The sequence below is a fragment of the Streptomyces zingiberis genome, from assembly GCF_012034935.1.
GTDB lineage: Bacteria > Actinomycetota > Actinomycetes > Streptomycetales > Streptomycetaceae > Streptomyces > Streptomyces zingiberis.
In genome coordinates this window covers 73,954-93,036 of record NZ_JAATEN010000019.1, presented here as the reverse complement: position 1 = coordinate 93,036, position 19,083 = coordinate 73,954, and the positions used below count along the sequence as shown (strand labels likewise).

Annotated in this window: 14 protein-coding genes and 3 tRNA genes; 2 read left to right on the top strand and 15 right to left on the bottom strand. The window is 70.8% G+C overall.

Going from position 1 to position 19,083, the window contains the following annotated elements:
- Positions 1–101 precede the first annotated feature (101 nt).
- From HCK00_RS21185 to HCK00_RS21145, 9 genes are all read right to left on the bottom strand, one after another.
- The gene (locus tag HCK00_RS21185) at positions 102–4,007 is read right to left on the bottom strand and encodes a DNA-directed RNA polymerase subunit beta' (RefSeq protein WP_168103604.1); all 3,906 of its coding nucleotides are present in this window, start codon (positions 4,005–4,007) and stop codon (positions 102–104) included.
- A 138-nt stretch (positions 4,008–4,145) separates the two neighbouring features.
- Positions 4,146–7,628 carry a DNA-directed RNA polymerase subunit beta gene (gene rpoB / locus HCK00_RS21180; RefSeq protein WP_168103603.1) on the bottom strand — a complete coding sequence of 1,161 codons (3,483 nt, stop codon included), beginning with the start codon at positions 7,626–7,628 and terminating at the stop codon, positions 4,146–4,148.
- 625 nt (positions 7,629–8,253) lie between these two features.
- The gene (gene rplL / locus HCK00_RS21175; protein WP_168103602.1) at positions 8,254–8,643 is read right to left on the bottom strand and encodes a 50S ribosomal protein L7/L12; all 390 of its coding nucleotides are present in this window, start codon (positions 8,641–8,643) and stop codon (positions 8,254–8,256) included.
- 99 nt (positions 8,644–8,742) lie between these two features.
- Positions 8,743–9,303 carry a 50S ribosomal protein L10 gene (gene rplJ / locus HCK00_RS21170; RefSeq protein ID WP_168103601.1) on the bottom strand — a complete coding sequence of 187 codons (561 nt, stop codon included), beginning with the start codon at positions 9,301–9,303 and terminating at the stop codon, positions 8,743–8,745.
- Between the two features lie 847 nt (positions 9,304–10,150).
- Positions 10,151–10,870 (bottom strand): 50S ribosomal protein L1, encoded by a 720-nt coding sequence (rplA, locus tag HCK00_RS21165; RefSeq protein ID WP_168103600.1) that lies wholly within the window; start codon positions 10,868–10,870, stop codon positions 10,151–10,153.
- 97 nt (positions 10,871–10,967) lie between these two features.
- Positions 10,968–11,402, bottom strand: coding sequence for a 50S ribosomal protein L11 (gene rplK / locus HCK00_RS21160; protein WP_168103599.1), 435 nt, complete (start codon positions 11,400–11,402; stop codon positions 10,968–10,970).
- A gap of 208 nt (positions 11,403–11,610) precedes the next feature.
- Positions 11,611–12,489 (bottom strand): transcription termination/antitermination protein NusG, encoded by an 879-nt coding sequence (gene nusG, locus HCK00_RS21155; RefSeq protein WP_168103598.1) that lies wholly within the window; start codon positions 12,487–12,489, stop codon positions 11,611–11,613.
- Between the two features lie 73 nt (positions 12,490–12,562).
- On the bottom strand, positions 12,563–12,850 hold the full coding sequence (gene secE, locus HCK00_RS21150) for a preprotein translocase subunit SecE (RefSeq protein WP_168103597.1): 288 nt from the start codon (positions 12,848–12,850) through the stop codon (positions 12,563–12,565).
- A gap of 107 nt (positions 12,851–12,957) precedes the next feature.
- Positions 12,958–13,030 (bottom strand) — tRNA-Trp (locus tag HCK00_RS21145).
- 298 nt (positions 13,031–13,328) lie between these two features.
- Here HCK00_RS21145 and HCK00_RS21140 point away from each other — a divergent pair.
- On the top strand, positions 13,329–14,408 hold the full coding sequence (locus HCK00_RS21140) for an adenosine deaminase (protein WP_168103596.1): 1,080 nt from the start codon (positions 13,329–13,331) through the stop codon (positions 14,406–14,408).
- 121 nt (positions 14,409–14,529) lie between these two features.
- On the opposite strand, the gene HCK00_RS21135 is transcribed toward HCK00_RS21140, so the two are convergent.
- From HCK00_RS21135 to HCK00_RS21110, 6 genes are all read right to left on the bottom strand, one after another.
- A complete protein-coding gene (locus tag HCK00_RS21135) occupies positions 14,530–15,585 on the bottom strand; it encodes a UDP-N-acetylmuramate dehydrogenase (RefSeq protein ID WP_168103595.1) in 1,056 nt (351 codons plus the stop codon).
- Positions 15,586–15,720: 135 nt separating this feature from the next.
- Positions 15,721–16,155, bottom strand: coding sequence for a MaoC family dehydratase (locus HCK00_RS21130; RefSeq protein WP_168103594.1), 435 nt, complete (start codon positions 16,153–16,155; stop codon positions 15,721–15,723).
- A gap of 1 nt (position 16,156) precedes the next feature.
- Positions 16,157–16,609 (bottom strand): MaoC family dehydratase N-terminal domain-containing protein, encoded by a 453-nt coding sequence (locus HCK00_RS21125; protein WP_168103593.1) that lies wholly within the window; start codon positions 16,607–16,609, stop codon positions 16,157–16,159.
- A 185-nt stretch (positions 16,610–16,794) separates the two neighbouring features.
- Positions 16,795–16,959 (bottom strand): 50S ribosomal protein L33, encoded by a 165-nt coding sequence (gene rpmG, locus HCK00_RS21120; RefSeq protein ID WP_003948671.1) that lies wholly within the window; start codon positions 16,957–16,959, stop codon positions 16,795–16,797.
- Positions 16,960–17,039: 80 nt separating this feature from the next.
- Positions 17,040–17,115, bottom strand: a tRNA-Met gene (locus tag HCK00_RS21115).
- Between the two features lie 46 nt (positions 17,116–17,161).
- Positions 17,162–17,234 (bottom strand) — tRNA-Thr (locus HCK00_RS21110).
- 321 nt (positions 17,235–17,555) lie between these two features.
- Between HCK00_RS21110 and HCK00_RS21105 the strand changes: the two genes are divergently transcribed.
- Positions 17,556–18,908 carry an amidohydrolase family protein gene (locus HCK00_RS21105; protein WP_168103592.1) on the top strand — a complete coding sequence of 451 codons (1,353 nt, stop codon included), beginning with the start codon at positions 17,556–17,558 and terminating at the stop codon, positions 18,906–18,908.
- Positions 18,909–19,083 lie beyond the last annotated feature (175 nt).

Genomic DNA, 19,083 nt, shown 5'->3' with positions numbered 1-19,083 from the left:
CGGCGCCGGGGAGTTCCGTACCGGCCCGGGTACAACGCCGCAGGGCGGCCACCCCCACGGGGTGACCGCCCTGCCGGACCTGGCCCTGGGACGACCCGGGCCTACTGGTTGTACGGACCGTAGTCGTAGTCCTCCAGCGGGACCGCCTGGCCGGAGCCGCTGCCGAAGGGCGAGTAGTCGATGTCGTCGTATCCGACGGCCGAGTACATCGCGGCCTTCGCCTCCTCGGTCGGCTCCACCCGGATGTTGCGGTAGCGGGACAGACCCGTACCGGCCGGGATGAGCTTACCGATGATGACGTTCTCCTTGAGACCGATCAGGGAGTCCGACTTGGCGTTGATCGCCGCGTCGGTGAGCACCCGGGTCGTCTCCTGGAAGGACGCCGCCGACAGCCACGACTCGGTGGCGAGCGAGGCCTTGGTGATACCCATCAGCTGCGGACGGCCGGAGGCGGGGTGACCGCCCTCCTGCACCACCCGGCGGTTCTCACCCTCGAAGCGCGTGCGCTCCACGAGCTCGCCCGGCAGCAGCTCGGCGTCGCCGGACTCGATGATCGTCACCCGGCGCAGCATCTGCCGGATGATGATCTCGATGTGCTTGTCGTGGATCGACACACCCTGCGAGTTGTAGACCTTCTGCACCTCGCCGACCAGGTGGACCTGGACGGCGCGCTGGCCGAGGATCCGCAGCACGTCGTGCGGGTTGGTGGCACCCACGGTCAGCGGCTGGCCGACCTCGACGTGGTCGCCCTCGCCCACCAGCAGACGGGCCCGCTTGGAGATCGCGAAGGGCGTCTCGTCGGAGCCGTCGTCGGGGGTGACGACGATCTTCTTGGTCTTCTCGGTCTCCTCGATGCGCACCCGGCCGGCCGCCTCGCTGATCGGGGCCACACCCTTGGGGGTACGGGCCTCGAAGAGCTCGACGACACGGGGCAGACCCTGCGTGATGTCGTCACCGGCCACACCACCGGTGTGGAAGGTACGCATCGTCAGCTGGGTGCCCGGCTCACCGATCGACTGGGCCGCGATGATGCCCACGGCCTCGCCGATGTCCACCAGCTTGCCGGTGGCCAGGGAGCGGCCGTAGCAGTAGGCGCAGGTGCCGACCGCCGACTCGCAGGTGAGCACGGAGCGGGTCTTGACCGTCTCCACACCGTGCGCCACGAGCTGGTCGATGAGGACATCGCCCAGGTCGACGTTGGCGGGCGCGACGACCTTGCCGTCCACCACCACGTCCTCGGCGAGCATCCGCGCGTACACGCTGGTCTCGACGTCCTCCGCCTTGCGCAGGACACCGTCGGCGCCCTTGGACGCGATCCGCAGCTTCAGACCGCGCTCGGTGCCGCAGTCCTCCTCGCGGATGATCACGTCCTGCGAGACGTCGACCAGACGGCGGGTGAGGTACCCGGAGTCGGCGGTCCGCAGGGCGGTGTCCGCGAGACCCTTACGGGCACCGTGCGTGGAGATGAAGTACTCCAGCACGGAGAGACCCTCACGGAACGACGCCTTGATCGGCCGCGGGATGGTCTCGTTCTTCGCGTTGGACACCAGGCCACGCATACCGGCGATCTGACGCATCTGCATCATGTTTCCGCGCGCTCCCGAGTCCACCATCATGAAGATGGGGTTGGTCTTCGGGAAGTTCACGTTCATGGCCTCGGCGACCTCGTTGGTCGCCTTGGTCCAGATCGCGATGAGCTCCTGGGTGCGCTCGTCCTTGGTGATCAGGCCGCGCTCGTACTGCTTCTGGACCTTCTCGTCCTGGGCCTCGTAGCCCTGGATGATCGCCTTCTTGGCCTCGGGGACCACGATGTCGGAGATCGAGACGGTGACGCCGGAGCGGGTGGCCCAGTGGTAGCCCGCCGCCTTGAGGTTGTCGAGCGTCGCCGCCACGGTCACCTTGGGGTAGCGCTCCGCGAGGTCGTTGACGATCTCGGAGACCTGCCGCTTGCCCACCGCGTGGTCGACGAACGGGTAGTCCTCCGGCAGCAGCTCGTTGAAGAGCGCCCGGCCCAGGGTGGTGCGGAGCCGGAAGCCGTCGCCGATCTGCCAGCCCTCGCCGCCCTCGGTGGCCTGGTCGGCCGGCGGGGTCCAGCCGCGCGGCGGGACGGTACCGGCCGGGAAGCGGATGTCGACCGGCGCCTGAAGCGAGAGCTCGCCGGCGTCGAAGGACATGATCGCCTCGGCGGTGGAGGCGAACGAGCGCCCCTCACCCTTGATCTCGCGCTCCTCGGCGTCGGTGGTGAGGAAGAACAGACCCAGCACCATGTCCTGGGTCGGCATCGTCACCGGCCGGCCGTCGGCGGGCTTGAGGATGTTGTTCGAGGAGAGCATCAGGATGCGCGCCTCGGCCTGCGCCTCCGCGGAGAGCGGCAGGTGGACGGCCATCTGGTCACCGTCGAAGTCCGCGTTGAACGCGGTGCAGACGAGCGGGTGGATCTGGATGGCCTTGCCCTCGACGAGCTGCGGCTCGAACGCCTGGATGCCGAGGCGGTGCAGCGTCGGAGCACGGTTCAGCAGCACCGGGTGCTCGGCGATGACCTCTTCCAGCACGTCGTAGACGACCGTGCGGCCGCGCTCGACCATGCGCTTGGCCGACTTGATGTTCTGCGCGTGGTTCAGGTCCACCAGGCGCTTCATCACGAACGGCTTGAAGAGCTCCAGCGCCATGGCCTTGGGCAGACCGCACTGGTGCAGCTTGAGCTGCGGGCCGACGACGATCACGGACCGGGCCGAGTAGTCGACGCGCTTGCCGAGCAGGTTCTGGCGGAACCGGCCCTGCTTGCCCTTGAGCATGTCGGAGAGCGACTTCAGCGGACGGTTGCCGGGGCCCGTGACCGGGCGGCCGCGGCGGCCGTTGTCGAAGAGCGCGTCGACGGCCTCCTGAAGCATCCGCTTCTCGTTGTTCACGATGATCTCGGGGGCACCGAGGTCGAGAAGCCGCTTGAGGCGGTTGTTCCGGTTGATCACCCGGCGGTACAGGTCGTTCAGGTCGGAGGTCGCGAAGCGGCCACCGTCGAGCTGCACCATCGGGCGGAGGTCCGGCGGGATCACCGGGACGCAGTCCAGCACCATGCCCTTGGGGCTGTTGCGGGTCTGCAGGAAGGCGGAGACGACCTTGAGGCGCTTGAGCGCCCGGGTCTTCTTCTGGCCCTTGCCGGTCCGGATGATCTCGCGGAGGCGCTCGGCCTCCTCGTCCAGGTCGAAGGTCTCCAGGCGCTTCTGAAGCGCCGCGGCGCCCATCGAGCCGTCGAAGTAGGTGCCGAAGCGGTCGCGCAGCTCGCGGTAGAGCAGCTCGTCGCCCTCCAGGTCCTGGACCTTGAGGCTCTTGAAGCGGTTCCACACCTCGTCGAGGCGGTCGATCTCGCGCTGCGCGCGGTCACGGAGCTGCTTCATCTCGCGCTCGGCGCCCTCGCGCACCTTGCGGCGGACGTCGGCCTTGGCGCCCTCGGACTCCAGCTCGGCCAGGTCGGTCTCGAGCTTCTTGGCCCGGGCCTCCAGGTCGGCGTCGCGGCGCTGCTCGATCTGCTGGCGCTCGACGGAGACGTGCGCCTCCAGCGAGGGCAGGTCGCGGGTGCGCCGCTCGTCGTCCACGTACGTGATCATGTACGCGGCGAAGTAGATGACCTTCTCCAGGTCCTTCGGGGCGAGGTCGAGCAGGTAGCCCAGCCGCGACGGGACGCCCTTGAAGTACCAGATGTGGGTGACGGGAGCGGCCAGCTCGATGTGGCCCATCCGCTCACGGCGCACCTTGGCGCGCGTGACCTCGACGCCGCAGCGCTCGCAGATGATGCCCTTGAAGCGGACACGCTTGTACTTGCCGCAGTAGCACTCCCAGTCCCGGGTGGGGCCGAAGATCTTCTCGCAGAAGAGCCCGTCCTTTTCCGGCTTGAGGGTGCGGTAGTTGATGGTTTCCGGCTTCTTGACCTCGCCGTGCGACCACTGGCGGATGTCGTCGGCGGTGGCCAGGCCGATCCGCAGCTCGTCGAAGAAGTTGACGTCGAGCACTTTGTCGTCAATCCCTCTTTCGGGGTTTGTCGCCGCTGCCGGAGGGGGCGCCGGCGGCGGCTGTGTCTTCATCATGGTCCGAACGGTCCGGGCTGACCGGGGCCCGCCTCCCGTGGGCGGCGGGCCCCGGCCGAACCGTCAGACCTCTTCGACGCTGCTCGGCTCCCGCCGGGACAGGTCGATTCCGAGCTCCTCCGCCGCGCGGAAGACGTCCTCGTCGGTGTCGCGCATCTCGATGGACATGCCGTCCGAGGACAGCACCTCCACGTTGAGGCAGAGCGACTGCATCTCCTTGATGAGCACCTTGAAGGACTCGGGGATGCCCGGCTCGGGGATGTTCTCGCCCTTGACGATCGCCTCGTAGACCTTCACGCGGCCGGTGACGTCGTCGGACTTGATGGTCAGCAGCTCCTGGAGGGCGTACGCGGCGCCGTACGCCTCCAGCGCCCACACCTCCATCTCACCGAAGCGCTGGCCACCGAACTGGGCCTTACCACCCAGCGGCTGCTGGGTGATCATCGAGTACGGGCCGGTCGAGCGGGCGTGCAGCTTGTCGTCGACCAGGTGGTGGAGCTTGAGGATGTACATGTACCCGACGGAGATCGGGTCCGGGAACGGCTCACCGGAGCGGCCGTCGAACAGCCTCGCCTTGCCGGAGGGCTGCACCATGCGGTCGCCGTCCCGGTTGGGGACCGTCGCCTCGAAGAGGCCGGCGATCTCGTCCTCGCGGGCGCCGTCGAACACCGGGGTGGCGACGTTCGTCCGCGGCGCGACCTCGTCGGCGCCGATGGCCTTCAGCCGCTGCATCCACTCCTCGTCGCCCTCGACCTTCCAGCCCTGGCTGGCGAGCCAGCCGAGGTGGATCTCCAACACCTGTCCGGGGTTCATCCGGGACGGGACGCCGAGCGGGTTGAGGATGATGTCGACCGGGGTGCCGTCCTCCAGGAACGGCATGTCCTCGACCGGCAGGATCTTGGAGATGACACCCTTGTTGCCGTGGCGGCCGGCGAGCTTGTCACCGTCAGTGATCTTGCGCTTCTGGGCGACGTAGACCCGGACGAGCTGGTTGACGCCGGGCGGGAGCTCGTCGCCCTCCTCGCGGTCGAAGACGCGGACGCCGATGACCTTGCCGGTCTCACCGTGCGGCACCTTCAGCGAGGTGTCACGGACCTCACGCGCCTTCTCACCGAAGATCGCACGGAGCAGGCGCTCCTCGGGGGTGAGCTCGGTCTCGCCCTTCGGGGTGACCTTGCCGACGAGGATGTCACCGGCGACGACCTCGGCACCGATACGGATGATGCCGCGCTCGTCGAGGTCGGCGAGGACCTCCTCGGAGACGTTCGGGATGTCCCGGGTGATCTCCTCGGGGCCCAGCTTGGTGTCCCGGGCGTCGACCTCGTGCTCCTCGATGTGGATCGAGGAGAGGACGTCGTCCTGGACGAGCCGCTGGCTGAGGATGATCGCGTCCTCGTAGTTGTAGCCCTCCCACGGCATGAACGCCACGAGGAGGTTCTTGCCGAGGGCCATCTCCCCTTCGTCGGTGGAGGGACCGTCGGCGAGGACCTGGCCCTCGACGACCCGGTCGCCCTCGTCCACGATCACCTTCTGGTTGAAGGAGGTGCCCTGGTTGGAGCGGGAGAACTTGGCGATCCGGTAGGTCGTGTAGGTGCCGTCGTCACCGGCGACGGTGACGTAGTCCGCGGAGACCTCCTGGACCACGCCGTCCTTCTCGGCCTTGACGACGTCACCGGCGTCGACCGCGCAGCGGTACTCCATACCGGTGCCGACCAGCGGGGACTCCGCCTTCAGCAGCGGCACGGCCTGGCGCATCATGTTGGAGCCCATGAGCGCGCGGTTGGCGTCGTCGTGCTCCAGGAACGGGATCATGGCGGTCGCCACCGACACCATCTGGCGCGGCGAGACGTCCATGTAGTCGACCTCGTCACCGGGGACGTAGTCGACCTCGCCGCCACGGCGGCGGACCAGGACCCGGCCCTCGGCGAAGTGGAAGTCCTCCGTCAGCGGGGCGTTGGCCTGCGCGATGACGAAGCGGTCCTCCTCGTCGGCCGTGAGGTAGTCGACGTGGTCGGTGACGATACCGTCGGTCACCCGGCGGTACGGGGTCTCGACGAAGCCGAAGGCGTTGACCCGGCCGTAGGAGGCGAGCGAGCCGATCAGGCCGATGTTCGGGCCTTCCGGCGTCTCGATCGGGCACATCCGGCCGTAGTGCGAGGGGTGCACGTCACGGACCTCGAAGCCGGCCCGCTCACGGCTCAGACCACCGGGGCCCAGCGCCGACAGACGGCGCTTGTGGGTCAGCCCGGAGATGGGGTTGGTCTGGTCCATGAACTGGGACAGCTGGCTGGTGCCGAAGAACTCCTTGATGGAGGCGACGACCGGCCGGATGTTGATCAGGGTCTGCGGCGTGATCGCCTCGACGTCCTGCGTGGTCATCCGCTCGCGGACGACCCGCTCCATCCGGGCCAGGCCGGTACGGACCTGGTTCTGGATGAGCTCGCCTACGTTGCGCAGGCGGCGGTTGCCGAAGTGGTCGATGTCGTCGGTCTCGACGACGATCGTCTGGCCCTCGCCGCTGACCGTCTCGGTCTCCCCCGCGTGCAGCTTCACCAGGTACTTGATGGTGGCGATGATGTCCGCGCTGGTGAGCACGCCGGAGTCCAGCGGCTCCTCGCCGCCGAGCTTCTTGTTGACCTTGTAGCGGCCGACCTTGGCGAGGTCGTAGCGCTTCGGGTTGAAGTAGAGGTTCTCCAGCAGGGTCTGGGCGGCCTCACGCGTGGGCGGCTCACCCGGACGCAGCTTGCGGTAGATGTCGAGCAGCGCGTCGTCCTGGCCCTGGGTGTGATCCTTCTCCAGGGTGGCGCGCATCGACTCGTACTCGCCGAACTCCTCCAGGATCTGCTCAGTGGTCCAGCCGAGCGCCTTGAGCAGGACGGTGACGGACTGCTTGCGCTTGCGGTCGATGCGGACACCGACCATGTCGCGCTTGTCGATCTCCATCTCCAGCCAGGCGCCCCGGGAGGGGATGATCTTGGCGGAGAAGATGTCCTTGTCGGAGGTCTTGTCGATCGAGCTGTCGAAGTAGACGCCCGGCGAGCGGACCAGCTGCGAGACGACGACACGCTCGGTGCCGTTGATGCAGAAGGTGCCCTTGTCGGTCATGAGCGGGAAGTCGCCCATGAAGACCGTCTGGGACTTGATCTCGCCGGTCTCGTTGTTGGTGAACTCGGCGGTGACGAAGAGCGGCGCGGCGAAGGTGAAGTCGCGCTCCTTGCACTCCTCGATGGAGTTCTTCGGCGGCTCGAACCGGTGGTCCCGGAAGGTCAGCGACATCGACCCGGAGAAGTCCTCGATCGGGGAGATCTCTTCGAAGATCTCCTCCAGACCGGACTTGGTGGGGACGTCCTGACCGCTCTCCAGGGCCGACTCGACCCGGGTCTTCCAGGCATCGTTGCCGAGCAGCCAGTCGAAGCTCTCGGTTTGCAGTGCGAGAAGATTGGGAACCTCAAGAGGCTCCTTGATCTTTGCAAAGGAGATACGCAGCGGGGCGGTGCTGGCGCCGTTGTTCGGGTTGGCGGTCGAGGCAGTGCGCGAGGCGGCCAAGAGGGGGTCCTTCCGAGGGCTCGGACTCACTACGCGCGTACCGGCCCCGTTTCGAACGCAGTGAAGACATCCCAGGTCAGATGGATGGTCGGGGAGGTCTTCAGCAGCTTTCGAGGACGGGTCATGCCCCTGGTGACGGGCAGAGGGCAGCTAACAGGCAGCGCAAAGGGTCAGTGTAGCCATAGGGCACACTGATGTCCAGTCCTGATTTCCGGAGACCGGCGCAGTACCACTCTCTCCCTCCGGGAGGTGCCGACCACCCCCTCGGAGAGAAGGCCAGACCTCGTTGTACCTCAGGCTCTCAACGCCTGGGGCAAGACTTCCCGCTTCGCAGCCGATCCATGCATCGAACCCGGGATCGGTTGTCTCGGCGCGCGTCCCGAGAATCGCCTGCCCCGTGGGCGTACGTCAAGGCCCCCACCCCGTGGAGGCCGTCCCGGGCGACGCCGGAGCAGCGGTGATCACCATACCCGCCGTCCCGGACAACACAAGGACGTCCGCCCTGCGGCCCCGCCCCGGGACGGGGCCGGGAACGCCCGAGGGCGGCCACCCCAGCGGGTGGCCGCCCTCGGGACGGGCCTGCGGTTCCGGGCGCCTCAGCGGCACCGGCCACGGGCCGTCGGGGTCACTTGACCTCGACGGAGGCGCCGGCGGCCTTGAGGGACTCGGCGGCCTTGTCGGCCTGCTCCTTGCTGACCTTCTCGAGGACCGGCTTCGGCACGCCGTCGACGACGTCCTTGGCCTCCTTCAGACCCAGCGAGGTCAGCTCACGCACGACCTTGATGACCTGGATCTTCTTGTCACCGGCGCCGGTGAGGACGACGTCGAACTCGTCCTGCTCCTCGGCGGCCTCGGCGGCACCGCCGGCGGCACCGCCCGCGGCGGCGGCGACGGCGACCGGGGCGGCGGCCTCGACGTCGAACTTCTCCTCGAAGGCCTTCACGAACTCGGAGAGCTCGATCAGGGTCATCTCACCGAACTGCTCGAGCAGCTCGTCCTGGGACAGCTTCGCCATGATGGCGTCCTTCCACTCAATCGGCTGGTGCCGGGTCTACATGTCGGCGGGCGTGCGCCTGGCGGCGTTACTTCACGGGCCCGCTGCGACCGGGTCCTCTTACTCGGCGGACTCGGCCTCGGCGGGAGCCGGCGTACCGGCACCGCCCTGCTCGCGCTGGTCCCGGAGCGCGTCCGCGGTGCGGACGAACTTCGAGAGCGGCGCCTGGAAGGTCGCCGCGGCCTTGGCCATGGACGCCTTCATGCCACCGGCCAGCTTGGCGAGCAGCACCTCGCGGGACTCGAGGTCCGCAAGCTTCTTGAACTCGTCGGCGGACAGCGTCTTGCCGTCGAGCACGCCGCCCTTGATGACGAGACTGGGGTTGTCCTTGGCGAAGTCACGGAGACCCTTCGCGGCGGCGACCGGGTCACCGGTCACGAAGGCCACGGCCGACGAACCCGCGAACAGGTCGTCGAGCGTCGTGATCCCGGCTTCGTTCGCCGCGATCTTGGTCAGCGTGTTCTTCACCACACGGTACTGAGCGTTCTCACCGAGCGAACGGCGCAGCTCCTTGAGCTGAGCCACGGTGAGACCGGTGTACGCGGTCACGACAGCGGCGTTGGAGTTCTGGAACTTGTCCTTCATCTCCTCGACGGCTGCGACCTTGTCGGGCCTCGCCATGAGCCTCGGCCTCCTTCCGGGTGATGATCCTCGGCTGACCTCACGATCAGCCGCACACGTCGCCGGACCGCCCGCATCGGGCACGCGAAGAAGGGGCTCAGAGCTGCGAAACGCCCCGGCGCAGGCGCACGGGGCGGCACTCGACCACGAGAACCCCGGAGGGTCCGCCATGGGAGTCTGTCCTCGATCACCTGCACGGGCCGTCCGCGGAAACGGATCCTTCGGCCACCGTGAGCCTGGGGCGCACGGTAACGACCAGCGGTCTTTGGCTACCTGTGCAGAGTACGCGGCCCACGGAGCCGGAGGCAAATCAAGCCCGGGGAGCCGTACGGATGACGGGACCTCGGGGTCCCGGGGACACGGGGTCCCGGGGGCGCGAGGGCACGGGGTCCACGGGGCGGCGGGCGGCGGGAGGGACCGGCGAGACGGGGCGGGGCCGGCCGGTGAAGCCCCGCTGCGGGGCCGGAGGGCTCCTCGGACGTGGCCCTGGAGCCCGCTGGGCCGCTGGGCCACGGCGGGGACGAGACCCGGTGAGGACCGGCGGTGAGGCCGGCGGGCCGGTGAGCGGCCTCACGGACTCCGCACCCGGTGGCGGAGCGCACCCCGGTCCGTGGCCGTGCCCCCTCGCCGCCGCGGGCCCGGGCGTCCTCACCGCCTCCCGACGGCCTCCCGGACGTGGCGCCCGCGCCGTACCCACGCACGGCGCAGGCACGCCCGTGCCGCGCACGGCGTGCGCGCCCCCGCCGGATTCCGGGACCGCGACGCGGGCCCCAGGACGCGGCCTGGCCCCGCACCTCGGGTGAGGTGCGGGGCCAGGCCGTGTCCGACGGCGCGCCGGCGTCCTGGATCAGACGCCCGCGGGCTCCTCCTCCAGGAGGTTGCGGGTGCGGTTGGGGTCCAGCTGGATGCCGGGGCCCATGGTGGTGCTCAGCGCCGCCTTCTTGATGTAACGGCCCTTCGCGGCCGACGGCTTGAGGCGGGTGACCTCTTCCAGTGCCGCGGCGTAGTTCTCCACCAGCTGCTTCTCGTCGAAGGAGAGCTTGCCGATGATGAAGTGGAGGTTCGAGTGCTTGTCGACCCGGAACTCGATCTTGCCGCCCTTGATCTCGGTCACGGCCTTGGCCACGTCCGGGGTCACGGTGCCGGTCTTCGGGTTGGGCATCAGGCCACGCGGGCCGAGGACGCGGCCGAGGCGGCCGACCTTGCCCATGAGGTCCGGGGTGGCGACGACGGAGTCGAAGTCCAGGCGGCCCTTGGAGACCTCGTCGATCAGCTCGTCGGAGCCGACGATGTCGGCACCCGCGGCTTCCGCGGCCGCAGCACGCTCACCGGTCGCGAAGACCAGGACCCGGGCGGTCTTGCCGGTGCCGTGCGGCAGGTTCACGGTGCCTCGGACCATCTGGTCCGCCTTGCGCGGGTCGACGCCCAGGCGCATGGCGACCTCGACGGTCGCGTCGAACTTGGCCGGAGAGGTCTCCTTGGCGATCCGGACGGCCTCGAGCGGGGCGTAGAGCCGCCCCTTCTCGATCTTCTCGTCCGCAGCCCGGAGGGACTTGCTGCGCTTCACTTGCTGCTCCTCGATGTCGTGGGAGTCGTGGTGGTGCGGGCCGCGCCGGCCCTTCCACGGTGGTGGTGCGGGGCGTGCCCCGACCGGTGGGGCGAGGTCAGCCCTCGACCGTGACGCCCATGGAGCGGGCGGTGCCGGCGATGATCTTCTCGGCGGCGTCCAGGTCGTTGGCGTTGAGGTCGGGCATCTTGGTGGTGGCGATGTCCCGCACCTGGTCGCGCGTGATCTTGGCGACCTTCTTGGTGTGCGGCTCGCCGGAGCCCTTGTCGACACCCGCGGCCTGGAGGATGAGCTTCGCGGCCGGCGGGGTCTTCGTCACGAAGGTGAAGGAGCGGTCGTCGTAGACCGTGATCTCCACCGGCACGACCATCCCGCGCTGCGACTCGGTCGCGGCGTTGTAGGCCTTGCAGAACTCCATGATGTTGACGCCGTGCTGGCCCAGGGCGGGGCCGACCGGCGGGGCCGGGTTGGCGGCGCCGGCCTTGATCTGGAGCTTGATCAGCCCCGTGACCTTCTTCTTCTTGGGAGGCATTGCTCTCTCCGGGTCCTAGTGAGAGGTTTCCGCCCCGTCCCGATCATCCGGACGGAGGCATACCGCACCACGATAACGGGTATGACAGTGCGGCCAAAAACCGAGCAGGTCAGACAGTCCCCGGCGGCTCCGTGTACGGAGTGCGCCCGATACCGTCCGACCTGCTCGGAAGTCGTGGATCCGGCGGCGGGGCCGCCGGATCGGTGGATCAGTTCTTCTGGATCTGGTCGAAGCTCAGCTCGACCGGGGTCTCGCGGCCGAAGATCTCGACCAGGCCCTTGACCTTCTTCGAGTCGGCGTTGATCTCGTTGATCGTGGCCTGGAGGGTGGCGAAGGGACCGTCCGTGACGGTGACCGAGTCGCCGACCTCGAAGTCCAGCACCTGGACCTCGAGCTTGCGGCTGGGCGCCGGGACACCGGCCTCCTCGGCCGCGGCCTTGGCGGCCTTCTCCTCGGCCTCCGGGGCGAGCATCTTGACGATCTCGTCCAGCGTCAGCGGGTACGGGTCGTAGGCGTTGCCCACGAAGCCGGTGACCCCGGGGGTGTTGCGGACCACGCCCCAGGACTCGTTCGTCAGATCCATGCGCACCAGCACGTAGCCGGGGAGCTTGTTCTGGCGGACGTTCTTCCGCTCACCGTTCTTGATCTGGACGATCTCTTCCTCGGGGACCTCGGCCTGGTAGATGAACTCCTCGACGTTGAGCGAGACCGCGCGCTGTTCCAGGTTGGCCTTCACGCGCTTCTCGTAGCCCGCGTAGGTGTGGATCACGTACCACTCGCCGGGGAGGGCGCGCAGCTCACGGCGGAGCTCCTCGACCGGGTCCGGCCGCTGCTCCTCGACGGCCTCCGCCGCACCGGGCTCGGCGGTCCCGGCGCTCTCGGCGAGCTCGGCGGTCCCTGCGGGCTCACCGGCCCCGGGGGTCTCCCCGCCGGTCTCCGGGGACTCCGCGCTCTCCGCCGCGGCGGCGGTCTCGCGCTCGTCGCCGGCGTCGACCGTGTCCGGTGCAGCTCCGGCCGGGTCGGCCGTCGCCGCAGCCTCTTCACCCTGGGCGGGCTCGATGGCGTTGTTCAGGTTCGGGTCAGACACGGTGGCTGCTTCTTCCTGGCTTCAAGGGGTGGTACACGCGTCCCGGGGCGCCGGGAGTGGCACCGACGCGGGATCAGCCGAAGACGTACTTGACGACTTCGCCGAATCCAAAGTCAATCACAGTCACCAGCGCGATCATGATGACAACGAAGATGATCACCACAGTGGTGTACGTGGTGAGCTGGTTCCTCGTCGGCCAGACGACCTTCCGGAGCTCCGCCACGATCTGCCGGTAGAACAGCGCGAGGCGGCCCAGCGGGCCCTTCTTGCCACGCTTGCCGCCACGCCGGGCCTTCTTGTCGTCAGCCTCGTCGGACCGACCGCTCTCAGGCGTGTCGATGGAGCCCAGGGCGTCCGTCACTCGTCCTCACCTGAATCCGGGTCGTGGCCGTGCCGCGCCCGGCGGAGCCGCACGGCCGTGCGTTGTCGTACGTACCTGCGCACACATCCTGGCGAAGATGCGTGAAGCAGGGCCGGAGGGACTTGAACCCCCAACCGCTGGTTTTGGAGACCAGTGCTCTACCAATTGAGCTACGACCCTTTGTCCCCCTCAACCTACCGCATCCGCGCCGCCACACGGAGGGGGCGAAGCGGAACGGCCGGTGAGGACCAACGCCCAGTGAGTGTACGTGTTCCGGGGCCGGGCGTCGAACAGGTACCGGTTCCGCCACCCGGCCCCGGGCGGAAGGGGACGGCCCGGCGCGGGCCCGTCACCCGGGCTCCGCCGGACCTCCCGGACCCTCCGGGCCCTCCCCCGCCGGGACCGGGCGGCGCGCGGCAGCGGGGAGGGCTTCCGGATCCGCTACCGCGACGGGCCGGTCGTACGGCAGGATTCTGGAATGTCGCCGTACCACGACGGGAACGCCCCGCACCACCGCTCCGCCGCCCGCGATGTCCGTCTGCTGCCCAAGGCCCATCTGCATCTGCACTTCACCGGGTCGATGCGCTCGGCCACCCTGCTCGAACTCGCCGACAAGCACGGCGTCCACCTCCCGGAGGCGCTGAGCGGCGGGGAGCCACCGAGGCTGCGGGCGACGGACGAGCGGGGCTGGTTCCGCTTCCAGCGGCTCTACGACATGGCCCGCTCCTGCCTGCGGACCCCGGACGACCTGCGGCGGCTGGTCCGCGAGGCGGCCCAGGAGGACGCGCGGGACGGCTCCGGCTGGCTGGAGATCCAGGTCGACCCGACCTCCTACGCGCCCCGCCTCGGCGGCCTGATCCCCACCATGGAGATCATCCTGGACGCGGTGGACGAGGCGTCCCGGGAGACGGGGGTCGGGATCCGCGTACTCGTCGCGGCGAACCGGATGAAGCATCCGCTGGAGGCCCGCACCCTGGCCCGGCTGGCCGTCCGGTACGCCGACCGCGGGGTGATCGGGTTCGGTCTGTCCAACGACGAACGACGCGGTTTCGCACGGGACTTCGACCGCGCCTTCGCCATCGCGCGGGCCGGCGGGCTGATCGCCGCGCCGCACGGGGGCGAGCTCGCGGGACCGTCCAGCGTGCGGGACTGCCTGGACGACCTGCGCGCCGACCGGGTGGGCCACGGGGTACGGGCGGCCGAGGACCCGGCCCTGCTGGCGCGGCTGGCCGAACGGGCGGTGACCTGCGAGGTCTGCCCGGCCTCCAACGTCGCGCTCGGGGTGTACGACAAGGCGGAGGACGTACCGCTGCGGACGCTCTTCGAGGCGGGCGTCCCGGTGGCCCTCGGCGCGGACGACCCACTGCTGTTCGGCTCCCGCCTGGCGGACCAGTACGAGCTGGCCCGCTCGGCGCACGGTTTCACCGACGCCGAACTGGCCGAGCTGGCGCGGCAGTCGGTGCGGGCCTCGCGGGCACCGCGGGAGGTACGGGAACGGATGCTCGGCGGGATCGACGCGTGGCTGGGGGACGGGGAGGCGGACCCCGCCCCGGTGTGACCTGCCGGGCGGTGTGACCTGCCGGGCGGTGTGACCTGCCGGGCGGTGTGACCTGCGGGGCCCCGCCGGCCGGGGTCGCGGGGCGGCCGGCGTTCCAGCGGGTGCTGCCCACCGTCACCGGTCAGAGGCTGACGCCCACCGTCACCGGCTCGTTGACCAGCGTCACCCCGAAGGCGTCCCGCACACCGTCGCGGACCTCCCGGGCGAGGGCGAGGAGGTCCTCGGTGGTCGCGTGGCCGCGGTTGGTCAGGGCCAGGGTGTGCTTGGAGGAGATGCGTGCCGGGCCGTCGCCGTAGCCCTTGGCGAAGCCGGCCTTGTCGATGAGCCAGGCGGCGGAGGTCTTGACCCGCCCCTCGCCGGCCGGGAACGCGGGCGGTTCGGCGCCGGGGCCGAGGCGTTCCGCGACGCGGGCGAGGAAGGCCGCGTGCTCGTCGGCGCCGAGGACGGGGTTGGTGAAGAAGGACCCCGCCGACCAGGTGTCGTGGTCCTCCGGGTCGAGCACCATGCCCTTGCCCGCGCGGAGTGCGAGCACGGTCTCGCGGGCGGCGGCCACGGGGACGCGCCCGCCCGGCTCGGCCCCCAGGGCACGGGCCGTCTCCGCGTACTTCAGCGGGGCCGACAGCCCGCCGGCGTCCTCCAGCGCGAAGCGGACCCGCAGCACCACCCAGCGGCCGGGCTCGGCCTTGAAGCGGCTGTGGCGGTAGGAGAAGCCGCACGCGGCGCCCGGGACGGTGACGACCTCGCCGGCGCGCCGGTCGTAGGCCACCACCTCGGTGATCGTGGAGGAGACCTCCTGGCCGTAGGCGCCGACGTTCTGGATCGGGGTGGCGCCCGCCGAGCCGGGGATGCCGGCCAGGCATTCGATCCCCGCGAGACCCGCCTCGACGGTCCGGGCGACGGCCGCGGACCAGTTCTCGCCGGCGGCCAGCTCCAGGGCGGTGCCCGACAGCTCGTAGCCCCGGGTGGCGATGCGCAGGGCGGTGCCCTCGAACCCCTTGTCGGAGATGACGAGGTTGCTGCCGCCGCCGATCAGCAGGAGCGGCGTCCCCGCGGCCTCGGCCTCCCGGACGACCGCGATCACCTCGTCGTCCGTCGTGGCCGTGACCAGGCGGGTGGCCGGGCCGCCGAGGCGGAAGGTGGTGAGCGGGGCGAGCGGGGCGTCGTGGTGTACCTGCACGGGCCCAGCCTACGGGGCGGCTCCGGCGGGCGGCCGTGTGGAGCGGGTCGGGCGAGGGGCCGGGTGCGGTCCCGGACACGACCGGCACGGGACGGACCCGGGGGTCCGCCCGGGTCCGTCGCCCGCCGTGCCGGCTCAGCCGAGCCGCACCACCGCGCGGGCCATTCCGAGGACCTTCCGGCCCGCGCTGGTGGCCGTGAGGTCCACCCGCACCGTGCGCGTGTCCTCGCCCAGCTTCGCGGCGACCTTGGCCGAGACCTCGATGACGGCGCCCTTGTCGTCGTCCGGCACGACCACCGGCCGGGTGAAGCGCACCCCGTACTCCACCACCGCGCCGGGGTCACCGGCCCAGTCGGTGACCACGCGGACCGCCTCGGCCATGGTGAACATGCCGTGCGCGATGACGTCCTCGAGCCCCACCTCGCGGGCGAACCGCTCGTTCCAGTGGATCGGGTTGAAGTCCCCGGAGGCGCCGGCGTAGCGGACGAGGGTGGCCCGGGTCACGGGGAAGCTCCGGGGCGGCAGCTCGGTGCCGGTCTCGACCTCGTCGTAGGAGATGACGGCGGCCATCTCAGCCCTCCTCCGGTGCGCGGGACACGATCTTGGTGTAGGCGGTGACGACGTGCTCGCCGTCGGCGTCGTGGACGTCGCCGCGGATGTCGAGGATGTCGTTCCCGGCGAGGGACTTCACCCCGTCGACGGTGGTGGTGACCGAGAGCCGGTCGCCGGCGCGCACCGGGCGGCTGTAGACGAACCGCTGGTCGCCGTGGACGACGCGGCTGTAGTCCAGGCCCAGCTGCGGATCGTCGATCACCTGGCCGGCCGCCGCGTAGGTGAGGGTGAAGACGAAGGTCGGCGGGGCGATCACGTCCGGGTGGCCGAGCGCCCGCGCGGCCTGCTGCTCGGTGTAGGCCGGGTTCGGGTCGCCGACCGCCTCGGCGAACTCGCGGATCTTCTCGCGGCCGACCTCGTACGGCGGTGTGGGCGGGTACACCCGGCCGACGAGGGACTGGTCGAGCGCCATCTGCTCGGTACCTCCTGGTGGGGACTGGTCCTGTGCTGGGGACTGGTCGGGGGCCGGGACGCGCGGACGCCGGCGCGGCTCCACGGCCGGGAGGCCGGGAATCCCGGGGCGGGTGACGCGGAGAGGCGGGCGGAACGCCATGAGGCCGCCCCCGATGGGGACGGCCTCATGGACAGAGCCTGTTGTCAGCGCGTCTCGCGGTGCGCCGTGTGCGCGTTGCAGCGCGGGCAGTGCTTCTTCATCTCCAGCCGGTCCGGGTTGTTACGCCGGTTCTTCTTGGTGATGTAGTTCCGCTCCTTGCACTCCACGCAGGCCAGCGTGATCTTCGGGCGGACGTCGGTGGCAGCCACGTGAGTGCTCCTTGGACGAACAGTGGATGAACGCAGAAAGAGTAGCCGACCGGAGGGCGGAGCCTGCAATCGGCTACTGGTGGTAGCGGTGACCGGACTTGAACCGGTGACACAGCGATTATGAGCCGCTTGCTCTACCGACTGAGCTACACCGCTTCGATGAAGGACAACCCGCCCGGCAGGCGGATTGTTCCCACATCAGAGCCCCAATACGGAATCGAACCGTAGACCTTCTCCTTACCATGGAGACGCTCTGCCGACTGAGCTATTGGGGCGAGCGATGAAGACATTACACGCTGAACGGCCGAAGGTGAAATCCGTACCGGCCGGGTCCGGTTCCCTCTTCCACCGCCCCCCGCGCGGGCCCCGCGGGCCTCTCCGGCCCCGTCCGTACGACTATTGCGCACCTGCCCCGGGGGCCCGTGGAACCGGCCTAGGCTCGGCTCCACGTTCCCGGGCCGGAGTGACGCGGGGTGACCGGGGCCCGGGCGTCTGACGTCCGGGACGCCTCGGCTCCGGGCCCCGGCCCGGCCACCGGGCGGACCGGGCCGGCCACGGAACGGAACCGCCCGCCCTCAGCAGCCCGCAGGAGCGCGATGCCCGACAGCCTGCCGCCGTCCCCCGGCGGCGAGCGGACCCCCGCCGCGCCCGCGCTCGTCCTGGCCGGCGCCCGGCTGCCCGACGGCCGCACCGTGGACGTGCGGATCAGCGACGGGCGGATCGAGGCGGTCGGGACGGCCGGGAGCCTGGTCCGGCTGAGCCGCGCCGGGGACCGGCCGGGCGACGACGGGCCGGACGTCACCCGGGTCGACCTCGGCGGTTACCTGCTGCTGCCGGCGCCGGCCGAGCCGCACGCCCACCCGGACACCGCGCTCACCGCCGGCGGCCCCGCCGCGTACGGCGCCGCCGAGGTGTGCCGGCGCACCACCGAGGCGGCCCTGCTCCAGCTCGGGTACGGCGCCACCGCTCTCCGCGCACAGGTCCGCGTCGGCGGGGTGTACGGGCTGCACTCCCTGGAGGGGGTGCTCCGCGCCCGGGACTCCCTGACCGGGTTCACCGGGCTGACCGCCGTCGCGGTGCCACGGGTGCTCACCGGGACCGCGGGGGCCGACTCCCTGGCGGCGCTGGTGGACGCCGTGAAGATGGGGGCCGAGGTGGTCGGCGGCTGTCCCGACCTCGACCCCGATCCGGCCGGTTACGTCGAGGCGGTGCTGGGGGTCGCCGCCGAGCACGGCTGCGCCGTCGACCTGCACACGCACGGGGACGACCCGGCCCGGCTGACACGGCTCGCGGCGATGGCGGGAGGGCTGCGCCCCGGGGTGACGATCGGGCCCTGCGCGGGCCTCTCCCTGCTGCCCCCGCCCGACGCGCGCCGCGTCGCCGACCGGCTCGCCGCCGCGGGGATCAGCGTCGTCGTCCTGCCGCAGGGCGACTGCGCGGCGATGGAGCGGGACGGGGCGGGGCGCGCGCTGCCTCCCGCGCCGGTGAGCGCTCCGGTGCGCCTGCTGCGGTCGGCCGGGGTGCGGGTGGCGGCGGGCAGCGGCGCGCTGCGGGACGCGGCCAACCCGGTGGGGCGCGGCGACCCCCTGGAGGCCGCGTTTCTGCTGGCCACCTTGGGTGGGGAGAGCCCGGAGGACGCCTACGCGGCGGTGAGCGGGCGGGCCCGGGGGGTGATGGGGCTGCGACCGGTGCGGCTGGAGGCGGGGTTCCCGGCGGAGTTGCTGGCCGTGCGGGCGGAGAGCGTGGCGGGGGCGCTGGCCCCGGCGTACAGCCGGGTCGTGGTGCACCGGGGGCGGGTCGTCGCGCGCACCAGCGCGGTGCGCGAGTACTGCGCCTCCGGCGCGGCCGGGGCCGCGGGATCGGCGGGGCCGGAGAGCCCGGCGGGGCCGGCCGTCCCGCTGGAACTGCCCCGGCAGGGCCGGCAGGCTCCGGAGCCCGACGGGCCGTAGCGCCGGGAGCCCGGGGCCTCGGGGCCCGTGGCCCATGCCGAGGCGGAGCCCCGGCTCGGCGTCAGACACGGGACGGGGACGGAGGCCGGTTGCGCCCCGTGCGAGACCGCGCCCGCGGCCATCCGTCCGGACGCACGGGGCACCGGGAGACAGGACGGGACGGGACGGGGCGCGG